Annotated in this window: 21 protein-coding genes; 2 read left to right on the forward strand and 19 right to left on the reverse strand. The window is 50.2% G+C overall.

Annotation, left to right across the window (positions count from 1 at the left end; translation table 11 throughout):
• Positions 1-6: 6 nt before the first annotated feature.
• The 13 genes from ACF8PK_RS19300 to trmJ form a co-directional block, all read right to left on the reverse strand.
• Positions 7-912, reverse strand: a complete 906-nt coding sequence (locus ACF8PK_RS19300; protein ID WP_004729399.1) for a RodZ domain-containing protein — start codon at positions 910-912, stop codon at positions 7-9.
• Between the two features lie 317 nt (positions 913-1,229).
• Positions 1,230-2,351, reverse strand: a complete 1,122-nt coding sequence (locus tag ACF8PK_RS19305; RefSeq protein ID WP_004729401.1) for a bifunctional tRNA (adenosine(37)-C2)-methyltransferase TrmG/ribosomal RNA large subunit methyltransferase RlmN — start codon at positions 2,349-2,351, stop codon at positions 1,230-1,232.
• Positions 2,352-2,556: 205 nt separating this feature from the next.
• Positions 2,557-2,988 carry a nucleoside-diphosphate kinase gene (ndk, locus tag ACF8PK_RS19310; protein ID WP_004729403.1) on the reverse strand — a complete coding sequence of 144 codons (432 nt, stop codon included), beginning with the start codon at positions 2,986-2,988 and terminating at the stop codon, positions 2,557-2,559.
• Positions 2,989-3,054: 66 nt separating this feature from the next.
• Positions 3,055-4,347, reverse strand: a complete 1,293-nt coding sequence (pepB, locus tag ACF8PK_RS19315; RefSeq protein ID WP_004729404.1) for an aminopeptidase PepB — start codon at positions 4,345-4,347, stop codon at positions 3,055-3,057.
• Between the two features lie 176 nt (positions 4,348-4,523).
• Entirely contained in the window at positions 4,524-4,718 is a 195-nt protein-coding gene (gene iscX, locus ACF8PK_RS19320; protein ID WP_004729407.1) for a Fe-S cluster assembly protein IscX, read from the reverse strand.
• A 55-nt stretch (positions 4,719-4,773) separates the two neighbouring features.
• Positions 4,774-5,112: an ISC system 2Fe-2S type ferredoxin gene (gene fdx, locus ACF8PK_RS19325; protein ID WP_004729409.1), complete on the reverse strand. Its 339-nt coding sequence runs from the start codon at positions 5,110-5,112 to the stop codon at positions 4,774-4,776.
• Between the two features lie 13 nt (positions 5,113-5,125).
• On the reverse strand, positions 5,126-6,979 hold the full coding sequence (hscA, locus tag ACF8PK_RS19330) for a Fe-S protein assembly chaperone HscA (RefSeq protein ID WP_143680138.1): 1,854 nt from the start codon (positions 6,977-6,979) through the stop codon (positions 5,126-5,128).
• A gap of 21 nt (positions 6,980-7,000) precedes the next feature.
• The gene (hscB, locus tag ACF8PK_RS19335) at positions 7,001-7,516 is read right to left on the reverse strand and encodes a co-chaperone HscB (protein ID WP_014205651.1); all 516 of its coding nucleotides are present in this window, start codon (positions 7,514-7,516) and stop codon (positions 7,001-7,003) included.
• A 66-nt stretch (positions 7,517-7,582) separates the two neighbouring features.
• Entirely contained in the window at positions 7,583-7,906 is a 324-nt protein-coding gene (gene iscA / locus ACF8PK_RS19340; protein WP_004729414.1) for an iron-sulfur cluster assembly protein IscA, read from the reverse strand.
• Positions 7,907-7,965: 59 nt separating this feature from the next.
• The gene (iscU, locus tag ACF8PK_RS19345) at positions 7,966-8,349 is read right to left on the reverse strand and encodes a Fe-S cluster assembly scaffold IscU (protein WP_004729416.1); all 384 of its coding nucleotides are present in this window, start codon (positions 8,347-8,349) and stop codon (positions 7,966-7,968) included.
• Between the two features lie 36 nt (positions 8,350-8,385).
• Positions 8,386-9,600, reverse strand: coding sequence for an IscS subfamily cysteine desulfurase (locus ACF8PK_RS19350; RefSeq protein WP_004729418.1), 1,215 nt, complete (start codon positions 9,598-9,600; stop codon positions 8,386-8,388).
• Between the two features lie 26 nt (positions 9,601-9,626).
• A complete protein-coding gene (gene iscR / locus ACF8PK_RS19355; protein WP_081454205.1) occupies positions 9,627-10,148 on the reverse strand; it encodes a Fe-S cluster assembly transcriptional regulator IscR in 522 nt (173 codons plus the stop codon).
• Between the two features lie 113 nt (positions 10,149-10,261).
• The gene (gene trmJ, locus ACF8PK_RS19360; protein WP_238795650.1) at positions 10,262-10,993 is read right to left on the reverse strand and encodes a tRNA (cytosine(32)/uridine(32)-2'-O)-methyltransferase TrmJ; all 732 of its coding nucleotides are present in this window, start codon (positions 10,991-10,993) and stop codon (positions 10,262-10,264) included.
• 178 nt (positions 10,994-11,171) lie between these two features.
• On the opposite strand from trmJ, the gene suhB reads away from it, so the two are divergent.
• Positions 11,172-11,975, forward strand: coding sequence for an inositol-1-monophosphatase (gene suhB / locus ACF8PK_RS19365; RefSeq protein ID WP_004729422.1), 804 nt, complete (start codon positions 11,172-11,174; stop codon positions 11,973-11,975).
• 83 nt (positions 11,976-12,058) lie between these two features.
• On the opposite strand, the gene ACF8PK_RS19370 is transcribed toward suhB, so the two are convergent.
• The 6 genes from ACF8PK_RS19370 to queA form a co-directional block, all read right to left on the reverse strand.
• Positions 12,059-12,616, reverse strand: coding sequence for an isochorismatase family protein (locus ACF8PK_RS19370; protein WP_392443125.1), 558 nt, complete (start codon positions 12,614-12,616; stop codon positions 12,059-12,061).
• Between the two features lie 82 nt (positions 12,617-12,698).
• Complete coding sequence (secF, locus tag ACF8PK_RS19375; protein WP_004729425.1) at positions 12,699-13,646, reverse strand: protein translocase subunit SecF; 948 nt, start codon at positions 13,644-13,646, stop codon at positions 12,699-12,701.
• Between the two features lie 14 nt (positions 13,647-13,660).
• The gene (gene secD, locus ACF8PK_RS19380) at positions 13,661-15,514 is read right to left on the reverse strand and encodes a protein translocase subunit SecD (RefSeq protein WP_004729427.1); all 1,854 of its coding nucleotides are present in this window, start codon (positions 15,512-15,514) and stop codon (positions 13,661-13,663) included.
• A 22-nt stretch (positions 15,515-15,536) separates the two neighbouring features.
• On the reverse strand, positions 15,537-15,869 hold the full coding sequence (yajC, locus tag ACF8PK_RS19385) for a preprotein translocase subunit YajC (protein WP_004729429.1): 333 nt from the start codon (positions 15,867-15,869) through the stop codon (positions 15,537-15,539).
• A gap of 105 nt (positions 15,870-15,974) precedes the next feature.
• Positions 15,975-17,114: a tRNA guanosine(34) transglycosylase Tgt gene (tgt, locus tag ACF8PK_RS19390; protein WP_392443129.1), complete on the reverse strand. Its 1,140-nt coding sequence runs from the start codon at positions 17,112-17,114 to the stop codon at positions 15,975-15,977.
• A 139-nt stretch (positions 17,115-17,253) separates the two neighbouring features.
• Complete coding sequence (gene queA / locus ACF8PK_RS19395; protein WP_055465961.1) at positions 17,254-18,312, reverse strand: tRNA preQ1(34) S-adenosylmethionine ribosyltransferase-isomerase QueA; 1,059 nt, start codon at positions 18,310-18,312, stop codon at positions 17,254-17,256.
• 336 nt (positions 18,313-18,648) lie between these two features.
• Here queA and ACF8PK_RS19400 point away from each other — a divergent pair, with 336 nt between their 5' ends.
• A complete protein-coding gene (locus tag ACF8PK_RS19400; protein WP_014205655.1) occupies positions 18,649-19,119 on the forward strand; it encodes a CBS domain-containing protein in 471 nt (156 codons plus the stop codon).
• The last annotated feature ends 175 nt before the right edge of the window (positions 19,120-19,294 follow it).

Here is a 19,294-nt window from a genome sequence, read left to right on the forward strand (position 1 = left end):
TATTGTCTAAGGTAAGGTGAATCGTGCTACTTTACCGGAAGTATACCCAGAAAGGTCGACAGGTTCACTCGCAAATGTAACTGAAACCCCTTCCGGAGCACCAAGAATCACTTGTAGCGGCTTCTGACCACGTAAATTTAGTGTCTGGCCGGCTTTCTTAATGCCTGTTGAGAGCGTTTTACCCGCTGCATCTTTCACCTGAATCCAGCAATCAGAACTGAAATTCATCGTCAGCAGATCCCCTGCCGTAGCATCGTCTGCCGCTTGGGGTGCCACTGGCACCACTTCAGGCTCAGTCACGGTGTTTGCGGGTGCTGGCTCGTCCATCACCATCTCTTCGTCGCTTGGCTCTTCGGTCGCTTGCGCGCCAGACGCCTCGTTTTGCAGCGCATCAATGGTGTTGAATTCAGGTTGCGGTTCATCCGCACTTGGCGCGGCCGCTTGATCCGCCACAGCAGACACGGCTTGCGCGTTGTGATCCGGTTTTAACGTATCTTGTTCATTGTTCTGCCACCACCACAGCGACGACATCCCAATGATCACCAACAAAATGATCCATGTAATGGTCATGATGCGGCTGTCATGCTTCTCGCGTTTGGTTTTCTTTGAGAAGCTCTGCATGGTCTGCTCTTGAGGTTCAGTGCTGACGCTTGCTTCAAATGCATCCAAAATTTGGTGGTCGGGTACCCCAACAGCTTTGGCGTAAGAACGCAGGTAGCCACGCGTAAACGTGGCCACTAAATCAGAATCAAAATTGTTTTCTTCAATATTTTGAATAATGGTAACGCGCAGTCTCAGTCGGTCAGCGACTTGCTTTTGAGTCAGGCCTAACGCTTCACGTTTTTCTTTAAGAAGCGTGCCGGGTTGTACTGTTGATGTGCTTTCTGTGATGTTGTCTTGTTCTGTATTCATCCGCGATATCAATCTCGTGTTTTGTGCTCAAGCCTGTTTCCACTCGCCTTTATTCTTCATTGTTAGTAGCGAATTCGTCACCGGCTTCAACATAAGGAATGTGGTAGCGTCAATTGTATCAGTAATTCCAATCGACTTTGATAACAGAGAATCATTCTAATAGATATTAGGCGGTAAACAACATGGATTTGGGAAAGAAATTACAGACACGTCAAGGTTTTTCGTTAAATTGACATTGAAAATGGTCCAAAGGGATGAAAAAACGCCCAAAAGCAAAAAGCCAGAGCAAGCTCTGGCTTTTTTGAAACATCAATGAATTACAGCGTCTTGACTGGAATTGCGTTTTCGTCCGCCTGTTTCATCTTGGTGCGTTTGGTGCGGTCAATCACATCACCGACCAATTGACCACACGCCGCATCGATATCATCACCACGCGTTTTACGCACGGTCACGGTGTGATCGTATTGCATCAGTGTTTTTTGGAAACGGTCGATGCGCGAGTTGCTTGGTTTTTTATACGGCGAACCCGGGTATGGGTTAAACGGAATCAAGTTGATTTTACACGGTGTGTCTTTCATCAACTGCGCCAGTTCATGCGCATGCTCGGTGCCATCGTTCACATGATCGAGCAGCACGTATTCCACGGTCACTTTGCCACGGTTGGCGTTTGATGAGGCGATATAACGACGTACCGAGGCAAGGAAGTCTTGAATGTCCCAGCGATCGTTGATAGGCATGATTTCGCTACGCAGCGTGTCGTTCGGCGCATGCAATGAGATCGCCAATGCCACGTCAATTTGGCCGGTCATCTGATCCAAGCCGGACACCACCCCGGAAGTCGATACCGTCACGCGGCGTTTCGACAAACCAAAGCCGAGATCATCCAACATGATTTCCAAGGCTGGGATCAGGTTTTTCATGTTCAGCAACGGTTCGCCCATTCCCATCATCACCACGTTGGTGATCGGACGACGGCCAGTCTCTTTTTCCAGACCAATTTCGCGAGCCGCGCGCCATACCTGACCAATGATTTCAGACACACGCAGGTTACGGTTAAAGCCTTGTTGAGCAGTGGAGCAGAATTTACATTCCAGCGCACAACCAACTTGAGATGACACACACAGCGTGGCACGGTCATCTTCCGGAATGTACACGGTTTCGACGTCTTGATCACCGACACGCATTGCCCATTTGATGGTGCCGTCACTGGAATGTTGCGCTTCAGAAACGTACGGCGCACGAATTTCACAACGTTCTTTCAGTTGTTCACGCAGTTTCTTGTTGATGTTCGTCATCTTGTCGAAATCATCACAACCAAAGTGATAGATCCACTTCATGATTTGATCCGCGCGGAACGCTTTCTCACCCAATTCATCAGCGAAATATGCGCGTAAGCCTTTGCGATCAAAATCGAGCAGATTGACTTTTTCTGTGGTCATGTAGCCTCTCAGAGATGGAACAAGAATTAAGGGCGCGAATTGTACAGCCTTTACGCAATGACAACAAGAGCTGCAAATCCATGACTTTACTAAGGCATTAATATCATTGTGATTAAAAAATAGCCCCCCAGAACGAGTGTGACTGAGCGTCGTTTCAGGCACAAAAAAGCCCTCATGCTGAGGGCTTTTTTACACCAAATCGAGCTTATTTACTACGTGGACAAAGCTCAGACTCTGGGAAGAAAAATTCAATTTCACGGGCTGCTGACGCCGGGCTGTCACTGCCATGCACCGAGTTCAAACGCATGCTGATGGCATAATCTGCACGCAGCGTGCCACACGCCGCCTCTTCTGGGTTGGTTTTCCCCATCAGTTCGCGGTAACGGGCAATTGCATTTTCCCCTTCCAGCACCTGAACCATGATCGGGCCAGAGGTCATGAATTCTTTCAGTCCTGGGAAGAATTCTTTGCCTTCGTGTTCAGCATAGAAACCGCTCGCCTGCGCTTCCGTCAGGTGCAGCATTTTGGCAGCAACAATGCGCATCCCAGCTTTTTCGATACGATGGTAAATTTCACCAATCAAGTTACGTTCCACTGCATCGGGCTTAATAATCGAAAATGTTCTTTCAAGAGCCATAAGATGTCCTTTTACTTCTATTGTAGTTATAAAGGGCAGCAGCACGCTGCCCGCGATTTTTCGCTATTATTTCGCGTGATCCAACAGGATACGGGCAACAGTTTTCACGCCCATGCCGGTTGCGCCAGCCGCCCATTTGTCACTGGGCGATTTGCGGTAAGTGCCGGCACAGTCAAGGTGCAGCCAACCGGTTTTGTAGTCCGTGACAAAGTAAGACAAGAAGGCCGCCGCGGTGCTCGCACCCGGTGAGTAATCTCCAGAGCTGATGTTCGACAAATCGGCAAAGCTCGATGGCAGCATTTCACGGTGGAAATCCACCAACGGCAGCGGCCACAAGCCTTCGTGCTCTTCTTTCGCGGCATTCAGCGCGTCTTGCGACAATGCGTTATCAAAACTCAGTAGCGCGTGGAAATCGTTGCCCAGCGCATTCTTCGCCGCGCCTGTCAGGGTCGCACAATCGATAATCAGTTCCGGGTTTTGCTCTGAAGCGTAAATCAAACCATCCGCCAAGACCAAACGACCTTCCGCATCCGTGTTCATGATCTCCACAGTCTTCCCGTTTTTGTAGGTGATCACATCACCCAATTTCAACGCACGGCCAGACACCATGTTTTCTGCGCAGCACAGGATCAGCTTCACGCGTTTGTTCAGGCCACGCAGGATAGCCAGCCCCAATGCACCAGTGACCATGGCCGAACCGCCCATGTCTGATTTCATCGCAGACATAAAATTAGATGGCTTCAAGCTGTAACCGCCTGAGTCAAACGTGATGCCTTTACCCACCAAGCACGCGTATACAGGAGCGTTTTCATCGCCGGTTGGGTTGAAATCCAGTTGTAGCATGGCTGACGTGCGCTCAGAACCACGCCCCACCGCAAAGATGCCTTCCCACCCTTCAGTGAGCAGATCTTTGTCTTTCACGATGCGGTAAGAGACGTGCTCAGGTGCCACCGATTTGATGAATTCCGCGGCCATGGTTGCCAGTTGGCGTGGCGCCACTTCTTCAGCACTTTTGTTAATAATATCGCGTGCCCAATCTGTCGCTTTGATGCGAGCTTCCAGCTCCGCTTGTTCCGCCTGAGGTAACGCTTTCCATTCCAGCGTATTCAGTTTCTTCGGATCGCGGTAGCCTTGGTAAAACGCCCAAATCGCTTCTAGCGTCCAACCGTCGCCATCCAGCATGAGCGAACGCAACCCTTGGTTATCCAATTTGCGCGCTGCGCGCTGAATCGCGCCTAAATCATGAGATTGCTCAAGGTGAATCACTGCACCTTGTTCAGAAAACGAAAGTAACGCCTTTTCTCCCCACTGAGGCTGAGCAGAATCTTGGCTAATCAATACAGACATCTGTGTAGACATGGTTTCTCCTTGTCCTTGTCGTGGCGTGATCTTGGCCACGTCGAATAATTAACGTTCGGATGTTAGCATTTTGTCAGGTAAAAATGTCAACTTGATAAAAAAACGGACCATCAGGCCCGCTTTTTTTAGTAAAAACTGTTAACTTGGCTCCGTTTTGGAGCAGCACGTCCAGCGGACTAGTCGCGTTCGTCCATCCAACACAGGATGATCGCTTCTAAAATCTTTTCGTTCGAGCGATTTGGCTCATCGTCAAACTCTTCCAGATCTAGAATCCACTGGTGCAGATCGGTAAAACGTACGTTTTGCGGATCAACATCCGGGTATTGGTCACACAGCTCAATCGCGATATCGCGCGAATCTGTCCATTTCATGTCAACGTTCCTAATGCAAAGTGGCCTCGGCTACAGTGTAGGCGAGGCACACGAATTAATGATCTTCCGATGCGTGGTTCAGAGAGTACTTAGGAATTTCAACCACTAAGTCTTCATCTGTCACACGAGCCTGACAGCTCAGTCGGGATTCCGGCTCTAGGCCCCACGCTTTGTCGAGCATATCGTCTTCCAGTTCATCACTCTCTTCCAGAGAATCAAAACCTTCGCGAACGATGCAGTGACAGGTGGTGCATGCGCACGATTTCTCACACGCATGATCAATACCGATACCGTTTTTCAATGCCACATCAAGAATCGTTTCCCCGGGTTGCGCTTCTAGGACCGCGCCCTCCGGACAAAGGGTTTCATGAGGCAGAACAATAATCTTTGGCATGTTGGTTATCTCTTCAAATCTCGTCAACAGAATGACCGGCCAGTGCAGCACGAATGGACTTATCCATACGACGCGATGCAAATTCCTGACTGGCTTTGTCGGTATCTTTAATGCCCTGTTCAATGGCATCAGCGTTGTCGCCATTGCGCAGTTCAATTAGTTTTTCAATCGCTTGCAGCAGCGCTTGGCGCTCTTCTTCCGTCAGCAAATCATCGCCATCGGCTTGCATCGCAGAAATCAGACCTTCAATCACGCGGTCCGCTTCAACACGCTGTTCCACCAACGCACGCGCCTGCATGTCATCTTTGGCGTATGCCATCGAATCTTTCAGCATGTTGGCCACTTCGTCGTCGCTCAGACCATAAGATGGTTTGACCTGAATTTCAGACTGAACACCGGTGCTCTTTTCCATCGCCGTCACCGACAACAATCCGTCTGCGTCCACTTGGTAAGTCACACGAATGTGCGCCGCACCAGCAGCCATTGGCGGAATGCCTTTGAGTGAGAAACGAGCCAGCGAACGACAATCGTCCACTAATTCACGCTCTCCTTGCACCACGTGCACGCTCATCGCCGTTTGACCATCTTTGAAGGTGGTAAACTCTTGCGCACGCGCGACTGGAATCGTGGTATTGCGTGGAATGATTTTCTCCACCAGACCACCCATGGTTTCAATGCCCAGCGACAGCGGAATGACATCCAACAGCAGCATTTCGGAATCCGGCTTGTTGCCCGCCAGAATGTCGGCTTGAATCGCCGCACCAATCGCAACCACTTCGTCTGGGTTGATGCTGGTCAGGGGCGTACGTCCAAAGAACTCGCCAACCATCTCACGTACAAATGGTGTGCGCGTTGAACCACCGACCATCACCACATCCAGCACATCTTCTGCAGTAACGTCTGCGTCTTTCAGGGCACGACGACACGCCATTAACGTTTTTTTCACCAGAGGTTGAATCAGTTCGTTCAACGTCTCGCGGCGCAATGAACCTTGCCAACCCAGCACGCTGACGTCGGCAACATCCGCATCAGTTAGCGCAATTTTAGCTTGGGTCGCAGCGTTGATCAGCGCGCGATAGTTCTCGGCACTGAGTTTACCTTCCACGCCGATTTGAGCTTGCAAATAGTCAGCAATCAGGTGGTCAAAATCGTCACCACCCAACGCAGAATCGCCGCCAGTTGCCAGCACTTCAAACACGCCTTTTGACAGACGCAGAATCGAAATATCAAACGTACCGCCGCCGAGATCGTAGACTGCAATCACACCTTCTTGGCCGGAATCAAGGCCATAGGCAATTGCGGCCGCCGTCGGTTCGTTCAGCAAACGCAGCACATGTAGCCCAGCCAGATTCGCGGCATCTTTGGTGCCTGCGCGCTGCGCATCATCAAAATAAGCCGGTACCGTGATCACCACGCCAGCCAGTTCACCGCCCAGCGTGTTTTCAGCACGTTTGGCCAGTGATTTGAGAATATCGGCGGAAACTTGAATCGGGTTTTTGTCACCCTGTTCGGTTTGTAGAATTGGCAGGCCGTTGTCGCTCGCTTTGAAACGGTAAGGCAAGTTGGTGTAGCGAGTTTGGATGTCGTGCAGGGAACGACCGATCAGGCGTTTGACCGAAATGATGGTATTTTCAGGATCAGCCTGCGCTTTATCGCGTGCATCGTAGCCAACCACACTCTCTTCGCCAGAGTAGTTCACGACCGAAGGCAGAATGCTTCGACCTTGCTCATCTAGCAAAGTGTCTGCGCTCCCGCTACGCACGGAAGCAACCAGTGAGTTGGTGGTGCCTAGATCGATGCCCGCGGCTAGCTTTTGCTCATGGGGCGCCGAGCTTTGACCAGGCTCTGCAATCTGAAGTAATGCCATGGATGGGTCCTTTTATTTGAACTAGCCGAGCAGCTTGTCTTCCACTCGTTCTATTTCAGTTTTTAATTTGGCAATAAATTTAAGTTTACGTACGGTGTCAGCAGCGGTTTCCCATTGCCCGTCATTGAGCTCATGTTCAACCTGAACCAAATGTTGTTTGTACATTTTGCTGACTTTGCCATCAAAATCAAACAAGGTACTTTCTGGATCAGTACTGCGTTCGACCGCTTCAAGTTCTTCACGCAATTCCATCTGTTCCATCAGGAACATGGGATCCTGCAGCGTTTGTTGCTCACCACGAAGCTCAACGCCATTGAGTGACAGCAGGTATTCTGCGCGATTGATTGGGCTTTTCAAAATTTGGTGGGCGTCATTAATTTGCGCCGCTTTCTGGACCGCTAACAGGCGATCCCGCTCAGACGCGGTGGCAAAATTATCCGGATGGAAACGCTTTTGCAACTCACGGAACTGAGAAGAAAGAAGGCTACCATCCAGATCAAACTGAGTTGGTAGCCCAAATAATTCAAAGTAATTCATGTAAAACCGGTCCTTCATATTCGGCGACAGGCAGCAACAACCGCCTGCAACACCGAGATTTAACCGTTAAACGTTGAAGCTTTCACCACAACCACATTCACTTTTCGCATTTGGGTTGTTGAACTCAAAACCTTCGTTTAACCCTTCTTTCTTGTAATCGAGCTGAGTGCCGTCGAGGTAGACTAGGCTTTTGCTGTCGATGATCACTTTCACGCCGTGATCTTCAAACACCTCGTCTTCTTCGTTGAGTTCATCCACGAATTCCAACACGTAAGCCATACCCGAGCAGCCTGTGGTTTTTACACCCAGACGTAAACCAACCCCTTTTCCCCGGTTATCCAGGTAAGATTTGACTCGGCTTGCTGCGGTTTCGGTTAAGGTAATGGCCATACTACAACCTTTGATTCTCAATTAATTAAAGGGGGGAGCAGCGTGTGCTCCCTTATGAATTACAGTTCGTGTTTTTTCTTGTAATCAGCAACAGCCGCTTTGATTGCATCTTCTGCCAGAATTGAACAGTGAACTTTCACTGGTGGCAACTCAAGCTCTTCTGCAATTTCAGAGTTCTTGATGGATGCGGCTTCATCGATAGATTTGCCTTTCACCCACTCGGTTACCAATGAACTGGATGCGATTGCGCTACCGCAGCCGTAAGTTTTGAACTTCGCATCTTCAATAATGCCTTCTGGAGACACCTTGATTTGCAGACGCATCACGTCACCACATGCTGGCGCACCAACCATGCCGCTACCGATGGATGGATCTTCTTTATCGAAAGAACCAACGTTACGTGGGTTCTCGTAGTGATCAATTACTTTTTCGCTGTATGCCATGATAGTTACCTCAAATCCTCTATATCCCTGGAACGATTAGTGGTGAGCCCATTCAACAGAACTCAGATCCACACCCTCTTTATACATATCCCATAGAGGAGACATGTCGCGTAGTTTGTTTACCGCTACACGAATCAGTTCGATTGCGTAGTCGACTTCTTCTTCTGTCGTGAAACGACCGAAAGAGAAACGAATAGAGCTGTGCGCCAGTTCGTCATTCAGACCCAGTGCACGCAAAACGTAAGATGGCTCCAAGCTTGCCGATGTACACGCACTGCCTGACGATACCGCGATGTCTTTCAGAGACATCAGCAGCGATTCACCTTCAACAAATGCAAAGCTGATGTTGAGGTTGTTTGGCAGACGTTGTTTCAAATCACCGTTGATGGTGACTGCTTCCATATCGCTGATGCCATTCAGCATGCGATCGCGCAACGCAACAGCGTGCTCGTAGTCTTTTTGCATCTCTTCTTTCGCGATACGGAACGCTTCGCCCATACCCACGATTTGGTGAGTCGCCAGAGTACCAGAACGGAAACCGCGCTCATGGCCGCCACCGTGCATCTGAGCTTCCAGACGAATACGGGGTTTACGACGCACGTACAGTGCACCGATGCCTTTAGGACCGTAAATTTTGTGAGCCGATAGAGAGATGAGGTCCACTTTCATGGCCTGAACGTCGATTGGTAGCTTACCCGCAGATTGCGCTGCATCAACGTGGAATACGATTTTACGTGCGCGGCATAGTTCGCCAATCGCCGTGATGTCTTGAATCACACCAATTTCGTTGTTCACGTGCATGATAGAAACCAGAACTGTGTCATCACGCATCGCGGCTTCCAGCTTGTTCAGGTCAATCAGGCCGTTAGTTTCTGGCTCAAGGTAAGTCACTTCAAACCCTTCACGCTCCAGCTGGCGCATGGTATCCAGCACCGCTTTGTGTTCGGTTTTGCAAGTAATAACGTGCTTGCCTTGTTTTTGGTAGAAGTGCGCAGCACCTTTGATCGCCAGGTTGTCTGACTCTGTGGCACCCGAAGTGAAGACAATTTCACGTGGGTCTGCATTGAGAAGATCCGCAATTTGCTCACGCGCGGTGTCTACCGCTTCTTCTGCCTGCCAGCCATAACGGTGGGAGCGCGAGGCCGGGTTACCGAAGTTACCGTCCATCGTCATACACTGAACCATCTTTTCAGCAACACGCGGATCGACTGGACAAGTTGCTGAATAGTCTAAATAAATTGGCAGTTTCATTTTTTACTCCAATGTAAACATTGCCGCTACGAGCGAACGTTAATACCAACGGGTGCCGCACCAACGGTGACTGTGTTTGAATTTTTGTGTGCAAGCCCTTGGCTAACCGCGAGATCAATATCTTGGCGGTCTGAAATTTCTAAGACTTCGTTGTCAATCATCAACTCACCTAAGGTGATGTTGTTCAGGAAGTCGCTGATGCGTGAACTGAGATCACGCCACAGAGTGTGCGTTAAACAACGCGTGCCACCCTGACAATCGCCCTTGCCATTGCACTTGGTTGCATCAACAGATTCGTCAACTGCAGCAATGACCGTACCGATTGAAATCGTATTCGCGTCAGAACCCAGACGGTAACCGCCCCCAGGTCCGCGTACGCTCGCCACTAGGCCAGCTTTACGCAGCTTAGAAAACAGCTGCTCTAAATATGAAAGCGAAATACCTTGGCGCTCTGAAATGTCCGCCAGGGGTACCGGGGTTTGTTGCGAATGCAGAGCCACATCTAACATGGCTGTCACTGCATATCTTCCTTTAGATGTAAGTCTCATATCACACCGTATCCACATTGTTTCTGTGGATAGAAGTTTTTCATACCTGACAAAATTGGTCAAGTATTTATTTGACTAATTTAGTCGGGTATTTAACCCCGAACGAAATGTGGTCATTTTTTATGCAGCGCTTGTTTTTCTACGGCGGTGAGCACACCGCGCAGAATATTTAATTCCTGCTCTTCCGGACGCGCACGGCTAAACAGGCGACGCAATTTATTCATCACCTGGCCAGGCTTCTCTTCAGAGATAAACTGGGTCTGCACCAACACTTTTTCAAGGTGGGTGTAGAATAATTCCAATTCGTTGTGACGGGGATACGCCGCTTCGGACATTGTTGGAAACTGAGATTGCTGTCGATTCAGATGCGCCACGCGAATTTCATAGCACAGCGTCTGCACGGCCATCGCCAGATTCAAGGAACTGTATTCCGGGTTGGCTGGAATACTCACGTGGTAATGGCACTTTTGCAGCTCATCGTTGGTGAGGCCGGTTCGTTCGCGACCAAACACAATTGCCACAGGATGCTGCTCGCCTTCGACGGCGAACTTTTCACCGCATTCGCGAGGATCGAGCATTGGCCATTCCAGCGTACGAGAACGCGCACTGGTCCCCACCACTAAGCCACAATCGGCAATGGCACTGTCCAACGTGTCAACAATCTGCGCGTTGAGCGCAATATCGCTCGCGCCCGCTGCCAGTGCAATCGCTTGGGCGTCCACTTCACATTGTGGGTCCACCAATACCATCTGCTTGAGCCCCATGACTTTCATCGCACGGGCGGCAGAACCGATATTTCCTGAATGTGAAGTTCCGACTAAAACGACTTTAACATTGTCTAACATTGACTTATTGCACCACTCAATTTATAGCCGCAGAATCTTAACATAAACCTGAGTAAAATGGTCGACCCTTTGTTCGCATCATTCTTAAGTGAGCAAAAAATAACCACTTCCCTTTTGCAAAAATTTTGATATACTGCCCGCCGCTTTTTCGTTCTTTAACATCCTTTGGGAAATTCGTATGCATCCAATGCTAAACATTGCTATTCGCGCAGCGCGAAAAGCAGGCAACCATATTGCCAAATCTCTAGAAAACGCTGAGAAAATTGAATCAACTCAGAAAGGCACGAACGACTTTGTCACCAACGTCGACAAAGAAGCAGAAGCTATCATTATTTCAACGATCAAAAGCTCATACCCAGAGCACTGCATCGTTGCTGAAGAAGGCGGTCTTATCGAAGGAAAAGATAAGGACGTACAATGGATCATCGACCCTCTGGATGGCACCACTAACTTTGTGAAAGGTCTTCCTCACTTCGCGGTTTCTATCGCGGTTCGCTTCAAAGGCAAAACTGAAGTTGCCTGTGTTTACGATCCAATGCTCAATGAACTGTTTACCGCACAACGTGGTTCTGGCGCACAGCTGAACAACGCGCGTATTCGTGTTCAACCGATTAAAGATCTGCAAGGCGCCGTTCTCGCAACAGGTTTCCCATTCAAACAGAAGCAGCATTCTGAATCTTTCATGAAGATCATCTCTGCGCTGTTCATTGAGTGTGCAGACTTCCGTCGCACTGGCTCTGCCGCGCTGGACCTGTGCTACCTCGCGTCTAACCGTGTTGACGGTTACTTTGAGTTGGGTCTGAAACCTTGGGACATGGCTGCAGGTGAACTGATTGCTCGTGAAGCTGGCGCTATCCTGACAGACTTCGCTGGCGGCACTGATTACATGAAATCTGGCAACATCGTTGGCTCAAGCCCACGCGGTGTGAAAGCCATTCTGAAACACATCCGTGAAAACGGCAACAGCGCGATTCTGAAATAAGAACGCCCTGACAATGCCAGCCCGTCACAGCTGATAAAAAGCCCCGCATCCGCGGGGCTTTTTTTATACCTGAAGGTTGGCACTCACCTTGATGTCAACAGCGCCAACACATCTTGCGTACTGCCGTTTTCCGCCAAGCGGGGAAAAATCGCGCGAATCGCATGCTGGTGATTCTCGAGGTTCAAATCCGTCATCGCATCGGTGCAGAGCGTGACATGGTAGCCGAGTTCAAACGCCTGACGCGCAGTCGATTCCACGCCAATACTGGTTGCGATACCCACGATGACCACTTGCGTTACGCCCAACGCTTGCAACTGCTGATGCAAGTCGGTGTGCATGAACGCGCCCCACGTACGTTTGGTGATTCGAATGTCATCGTCTTGGTCATGCAGTTCCTTCACCAACATCGCCCAGTTGTCGGGCAATGCATGCGATCCCAATTGCTGGTCAGTCCGCCCCGGCGCGCTGCCAGCCACATTCACCAACACCACCGGCCGCGCCTGTTGATGAAAGGCATCAATCAAACGATTGGCCTGCTCAATCACCCCCGGCACGGTCTGTTGAGGCGGCAACGCCACGATACCGCATTGCAAATCAATCACAATCAAAGCGGTGTGAGAATCGAGTTGAGTAATCGCCATAAAAGCATCCTGTGAGTTGCGGGAGTCCAGCAGACACCGAGATAAGAAAAAAGCCACTGAATCATCAGTGGCTTTCGCGTCGTTAAGGCAGTTGGTCGAGGTCTGCACCTTCTTTTTCCACTTGTTGTGGAAGTAGGTGTTCTCGAGTAATGCCGAGTTTCAGCGCCAACGCCGATGCAACGTAGATGGAGGAGTAAGTACCGACAGTAATCCCCAACAACAAAGCCGTCGCAAAACCATGAATGTTCGCGCCGCCCTGAACAAACAGAGCAATCACCACGAACAAGGTGGTCCCAGAGGTGATCAACGTACGGCTCAGCGTTTGCGTGATTGAGCTGTTGATGATCTCTGTCGATTCACCCTTACGCAGTTTGCGGAAGTTTTCACGAATCCGGTCAAACACCACGATGGTATCGTTGAGCGAGTAACCGACCACCGTCAGCAGCGCTGCCACAATGGTCAAGTCCACTTCGATTTGCATCAGCGAGAACACGCCAAGCGTAATGATGACGTCGTGCGCCAAAGACATCACAGCACCAGCAGCCAAACGCCATTCAAAACGCACGGAGACGTAAATCAGAATACAGATCAGGGACGCAATGATCGCCAGACCGCCTGCTTCTGTCAGTTCGTCACCCACGTTTGGACCCACGAATTCAATTCGGCGCATTTCAACCGCTTTGCCCGTGCCGTCTTTGATGGCTTCCAGAATCTGGTTACCCAGCACCTGACCGGCCATGTCGTCACGAGGACGCAGGCGCACCATCACTTCACGCGCAGAACCAAAGTTTTGCACCGTTGCATCACCAAAACCCTTGGCTTCAAGGGATGAACGAATCTCTTCTAGGTTCGCTGGCTGTTCAAAGCCAACTTCAATCAGCGTACCGCCGGTGAAGTCTAAGCCCCAGTTCAACCATTTGGTCGACAGCGTAAAGATCGATGCACCGATCATCAGTAGCGACAGCATGAAGGTGACCTTCGACCAACGCATGAAGTCGATCGTTTTCTCTGCTTTCAGAATTTGAAACATAATAATTCCTGGCCTTAGATCGACAATTTGTTGATACGTTTACCGCCGTACAGCAGGTTGACGATGCAACGCGTACCGATAATCGCAGTAAACATGGAGGTCAAAATACCGATCGACAGCGTGACCGCGAAGCCTTTAATCGCCCCCGTCCCCACAGCAAACAGAATGATTGCGGTGATGAGCGTGGTGATATTGGCGTCGGCGATGGTGCTGAACGCGTTGGCATATCCTTGGTGAATCGCTTGTTGTGGGTTGCGTCCTTCACGGAGTTCTTCACGAATACGCTCGAAGATCAGGACGTTGGCGTCGACCGCCATCCCCACCGTCAGCACGATACCCGCAATACCCGGTAGCGTCATGGTCGCGCCTGGAATCATCGACATCACACCGATGATCAGCACCAAGTTGGCGGCAAGCGCCACGTTGGCGATCAGACCAAACTTACGGTAATACAATGCCGTGAAGATCATCACCGCCAGCAAGCCCCAGATACACGCTTGAATCCCCATGTCGATGTTTTGCTGACCCATTGATGGACCAATGGTGCGCTCTTCGACAATCGAGATCGGTGCAATCAACGCACCAGCACGCAGTAGCAATGCCAAGTTGTGCGCTTCGGCAACCGAGTTAATCCCCGTGATGCGGAAGTTACGACCCAACGCCGATTGAATCGTCGCTTGGTTGATCACTTCTTCATGCTTGGCCAGAATCACTTTGCCTTCTGCGGTTTTCTCGCCACTGTCTTTGTACTCAGCAAACACGGTCGCCATCAACTTGCCAATGTTCTTTTTCGAGAACGCTGACATTTTGCTGCCACCTTCGCTGTCCAGTGAGATATTCACCTGCGGACGACCATATTCATCCGTGCTTGAACTTGCATCTGTGATGCTTGAACCGCCCAGAATCACACGTTTTTTCAGCACAACCGGACGGCCAGAGCGATCCAGTTTGATTTCGCTGCCCGCAGGTACGCGACCGGCTGCTGCTGCGGCTAAATCTGCTTGATCATCCACTTCACGGAATTCAAGCGTCGCCGTTGCGCCTAAGATTTCTTTGGCACGCGCCGTATCTTGAACCCCCGGCAGTTCAACCACAATACGGGTTGCGCCTTGACGTTGAACCAGTGGCTCCGCCACACCCAATTCGTTCACACGGTTACGCAGAATGGTAATGTTCTGCTCAACAGCGTAATTGCGAATCTCTTGCAGGCGAGCCTCAGTAAAGGTGGCAGTCAGAGTGAAACGACCTTCGGTGCCTGAAGGAACAAACGTCATGTCACGGTGCTTCGATTCCAGGGCTTTACGCGCTTGCTCAACCTGTTCGGCATCGCGCAGCGTAATTTCCACAGAGTTCGCCAGCGGGCGAATCGCACGGTAACGGATTTTTTCTTCACGCAGTTCACTGCGGAAAGCTTCTTCTTGTTGGCCAATCAGCTTTTCCATCGCCGCGTCCATGTCCACTTCCATCAGGAAGTGCACACCACCTCGCAAGTCGAGACCGAGTTTCATCGGCGCAGCGCCAATCGATTCCAACCAACTTGGTGTTGAAGCAGCAAGGTTTAACGCCACAATCTTGTCACTGCCTAACGCTTCGCTGATCACGTCGCGGGCACTGATTTGCGTATCGGTGTCGTTAAATCGAACAAGAATGGATCCATCTTCGAGAGCAATGGATTTATGAGAAAGGTGCGCCGTATCGAGCGCTTTGGTGACAGCATCCAGCGTTGACATATCTACAGAGGCGCCACGCGCCCCTGTAACTTGAATAGCCGGATCTTCACCGTAGATATTTGGAAGTGCATACAAGGCAGAGATGGCAATGGCGAACACCACCATCAGGTACTTCCACAATGGATAACGGTTTAACACAGCGAGGATCCTCTAGCTGTTTTTATAGAGATTTCAGTGTACCTTTTGGCAGCACTGCAGTGACGAAGTCTTTTTTGATCACAACTTCATTGTTTGTGTTCAATTCGATGGAGATGTAGTCGTTGTCTTCAGCAATCTTCGTGATTTTGCCAACCAGACCACCGCTCGTCAGAACTTCGTCGCCTTTGCCCATGGAAGCCATCAGGCTCTTGTGCTCTTTCACACGCTTTGACTGTGGGCGGTAGATCATGAAGTAGAAGATCACCGCGAACATGCCCAGCATGATCAGCATTTCAAAACCACCACCTTGTGGGGCACCTTCACCTGCTGCATGTGCTACAGAAATTAGACTCATTGAGAAACGTCCTCTAAGTTATTGTTGTGTAATTTTCGATTCTATTGGGCTACGCCAGGTTAAATTCAAGCACCGCGGTGCACAAATCCAACCTGGCGCACGAAATCACGCCTTTTCTTTTTGCAGCGGTGGCACGTCGCGGTCGCGGCGCGCGTAGAATTCCGTTACAAATTCGTCAAAGCGGTCTTCATCAATCGCGCAACGAATGCTCTCCATCAAACGCTGGTAGTAGCGCAGGTTGTGGATCGTATTCAAGCGTGCACCCAGGATTTCGTTACAGCGATCCAAGTGGTGCAGGTACGATTTAGAATAATTTTTGCAAGTGTAACAGTCACACTGTGGATCCAGAGGTGATGTATCCGTTTTATGTGTTGCATTACGGATCTTGATCACACCGCCAGTCACAAACAGGTGGCCGTTACGTGCGTTACGCGTTGGCATCACGCAGTCAAACATGTCGATACCGCGGCGAACACCTTCCACCAGGTCTTCCGGTTTACCCACGCCCATCAGGTAACGGGGTTTATCTTCCGGCAGTTGTGGACAGGTGTGTTCCAGAATGCGGTGCATATCTTCTTTCGGTTCACCCACGGCCAAACCACCGACCGCGTAACCGTCAAAACCAATTTCAGTCAGGCCTTTGACCGACACATCACGCAAATCTTCATACACGCCGCCCTGAACGATACCAAACAGGTTGTTCGGGTTTTCTAGCTTGTCGAAGTGATCGCGTGAACGACGAGCCCAGCGCAGTGACATCTCCATTGATTTCTTCGCTTCGTCGTGTGTCGCCGGGTAAGGCGTACATTCGTCGAAGATCATCACGATGTCCGAGCCAAGGTCTTTTTGAATTTCCATCGACTTTTCTGCGTCCATGAAAATTTTGTCACCGTTCACCGGGTTGCGGAAATGCACCCCTTCTTCGGTGATTTTGCGAATGTCGCCTAAACTGAAGACCTGAAAACCGCCTGAGTCGGTCAGAATTGGGCCTTGCCAGTTCATAAAGTCATGCAAGTCGCCGTGCATTTTCATCACTTCTTGACCCGGGCGAAGCCACAGGTGGAACGTGTTGCCCAGCAGAATTTGCGCGCCCGTCGCGGCCACTTCTTCCGGCGTCATGCCTTTTACCGTACCGTAAGTGCCCACTGGCATAAATGCCGGCGTTTGTACTGTGCCACGCTCAAAGGTCAATTGACCACGACGAGCGGTGCCGTTTTTCTTTTTCAGTTCGAACTTAAGTTTCACTAAAGCCTCCAAATGTCAGAGAAACAGTCTGACGGATTATGTATTTTCGCCGCGTCACGCTGGCGTTAATACCACATCGCCCGGAGAAGTGTCCTGACGAGTCATTGTTCATGGTGTTTATGACGAAACGCCTGTCGACTTATGCGTCAACGGTTCGTTTACGAATAAACATCGCATCACCATAGCTAAAGAAGCGATATTGCTGCTTCACCGCATGATCGTATGCGGCCATGGTGTGTGCATAACCGGCAAAGGCGCTCACCAACATGATGAGGGTCGATTCCGGCAAATGGAAATTGGTGATCAAACAATCCACCAGTTGGTATTCATACCCCGGGTAGATGAAGATTTCGGTATCGCCAAAGAACGGGACCAGTTCAGTGCCCTTTTTCAGCGCATCTTGTGCTGCGCTTTCCAGCGAACGCACAGACGTGGTACCCACCGCAATAATGCGGCCACCACGGGCTTTGGTCGCGGCAATCGCGTCCACCACCTCTTGCGGCACTTCAACGTATTCCGCATGCATGTGGTGATCGTTGATGTTGTCCACGCGCACAGGCTGGAATGTGCCGGCGCCCACGTGAAGCGTCACGTAAGCAAATTCGACCCCTTTCGCCTTGATTTGTTCAAGCAACGCTTGATCAAAATGCAGGCCGGCCGTTGGCGCAGCCACAGCACCTGGCTTCTGGTTGTAGACGGTCTGATACCGCTCTTTGTCCGCATCCTCGTCAGGACGATCGATGTACGGGGGCAGCGGCATGTGACCAATCTGGTTCAGAATGTCCAGCACAACGGTTTCAGCCGTAAAACGAATCTCAAACAGCGCATCGTGGCGCGCGTCCATGACGGCATGAAATTCATCGTTTTCGCCTAAAAACAGTTCGGTGCCTGGCTTGGGTGGCTTCGAGCAACGCACGTGCGCCAAAATCGAATGCTCATCCAGCATACGTTCCACCAGCACTTCCAGCTTACCGCCAGAGGCTTTACGGCCAAACATACGTGCTGGAATCACTCGTGTGTTGTTAAACACCAGTAAATCACCCGGTTCAACACAGTTGAGAACATCCTTAAAGGTGCCATCAACCAGCTCACCGGTGTTGCCGTCTAGCTGCAGCAGACGGCTGGCGGTTCGTTCCGCCATCGGATAGCGAGCAATCAGCTCGTCCGGGAGTTCAAAATGAAAATCTGAAACTTGCATGACTCTTTCTTGATTCTCTTGGCTTTCGCCTTTCTCAGGATAGGTGCGACGGTTTATTTCGCGGCGCGATAGTATATACCCAAGTCATCACAAGATACAGGATTGTGCACGTTGCAAGGCGGGATTGAAAAGCAAAGGATTGTAATGAAAAGTGACACTTCCTTGACTTGTTACACGCGCACTTACAACAAAAACTGACTGAACTCTCAGATATTTACCCACAAAAAAACTATAGTGATAGACACAAGGTCTGAAGGGCTGACCCCACGGCGTGACTCGCTTCAACGCCTCAGCGTTTCTGATACAAAACTCGATATCAACAAACAGGAGTTGGTTATGATCAAGGTCGAAGACATGATGACTCGCAGTCCGCACACTTTATTGCGTTCGCATACCTTGGCTGATGCCCGTCATATGATGGAGGCGCTGGACATTCGCCATATTCCGATTGTCGATGCCAATCGCAAATTGCTTGGCATTGTGACCCAGCGCGACATTCTCGCCGCACAGGAATCAAGCTTGCAAAAACTCTCTGCCGAGCACTCCTACACCGCCGACACACCGCTGTACGAAATGATGCACACCGAAGTGATGAGCGTGGCGCCGCAAGCTGGGCTCAAAGAGAGTGCGCTGTACATGCAAAAACACAAAGTGGGTTGCTTACCTGTAGTGGCCAAAGGGGAACTTGTCGGCATCATCACGGACAGTGATTTTGTCTCCATCGCCATCAATTTGCTGGAATTGGCCGAAGAGAGTGAACCCGATGAAGTGGAGCAAGACGCCGATTTAGATACCACGGAACTGTGATTCATCCGTGCGATGAATCGAAAGAAGCCAAAAATACATTCGCCAAACCATCCGAGTCAGTAATGACTAAACTTGGCGTAAGAAATAACTGACACTGAAAATTTCACTTAAATAACAATAAATTAGAAAATATAAGCTACTGAGGCATTTTTGTTCAAACGCCGTATTGCGTCTA

The organism is Vibrio sp. CJQ_6, from assembly GCF_043106745.1.
Classification (GTDB): domain Bacteria; phylum Pseudomonadota; class Gammaproteobacteria; order Enterobacterales; family Vibrionaceae; genus Vibrio; species Vibrio furnissii.

Coding starts and splice junctions, on each gene's coding strand:
- ACF8PK_RS19300 (WP_004729399.1), bottom strand. CDS start 912: ATGAATACAGAACAAGACAACATCACAGAAAGCACATCAACAGTACAA.
- ACF8PK_RS19305 (WP_004729401.1), bottom strand. CDS start 2,351: ATGACCACAGAAAAAGTCAATCTGCTCGATTTTGATCGCAAAGGCTTA.
- ndk (WP_004729403.1), bottom strand. CDS start 2,988: ATGGCTCTTGAAAGAACATTTTCGATTATTAAGCCCGATGCAGTGGAA.
- pepB (WP_004729404.1), bottom strand. CDS start 4,347: ATGTCTACACAGATGTCTGTATTGATTAGCCAAGATTCTGCTCAGCCT.
- iscX (WP_004729407.1), bottom strand. CDS start 4,718: ATGAAATGGACAGATTCGCGCGATATCGCGATTGAGCTGTGTGACCAA.
- fdx (WP_004729409.1), bottom strand. CDS start 5,112: ATGCCAAAGATTATTGTTCTGCCTCATGAAACCCTTTGTCCGGAGGGC.
- hscA (WP_143680138.1), bottom strand. CDS start 6,979: ATGGCATTACTTCAGATTGCAGAGCCTGGTCAAAGCTCGGCGCCCCAT.
- hscB (WP_014205651.1), bottom strand. CDS start 7,516: ATGAATTACTTTGAATTATTTGGGCTACCAACTCAGTTTGATCTGGAT.
- iscA (WP_004729414.1), bottom strand. CDS start 7,906: ATGGCCATTACCTTAACCGAAACCGCAGCAAGCCGAGTCAAATCTTAC.
- iscU (WP_004729416.1), bottom strand. CDS start 8,349: ATGGCATACAGCGAAAAAGTAATTGATCACTACGAGAACCCACGTAAC.
- ACF8PK_RS19350 (WP_004729418.1), bottom strand. CDS start 9,600: ATGAAACTGCCAATTTATTTAGACTATTCAGCAACTTGTCCAGTCGAT.
- iscR (WP_081454205.1), bottom strand. CDS start 10,148: ATGAGACTTACATCTAAAGGAAGATATGCAGTGACAGCCATGTTAGAT.
- trmJ (WP_238795650.1), bottom strand. CDS start 10,993: ATGTTAGACAATGTTAAAGTCGTTTTAGTCGGAACTTCACATTCAGGA.
- suhB (WP_004729422.1), top strand. CDS start 11,172: ATGCATCCAATGCTAAACATTGCTATTCGCGCAGCGCGAAAAGCAGGC.
- ACF8PK_RS19370 (WP_392443125.1), bottom strand. CDS start 12,616: ATGGCGATTACTCAACTCGATTCTCACACCGCTTTGATTGTGATTGAT.
- secF (WP_004729425.1), bottom strand. CDS start 13,646: ATGTTTCAAATTCTGAAAGCAGAGAAAACGATCGACTTCATGCGTTGG.
- yajC (WP_004729429.1), bottom strand. CDS start 15,869: ATGAGTCTAATTTCTGTAGCACATGCAGCAGGTGAAGGTGCCCCACAA.
- queA (WP_055465961.1), bottom strand. CDS start 18,312: ATGCAAGTTTCAGATTTTCATTTTGAACTCCCGGACGAGCTGATTGCT.
- ACF8PK_RS19400 (WP_014205655.1), top strand. CDS start 18,649: ATGATCAAGGTCGAAGACATGATGACTCGCAGTCCGCACACTTTATTG.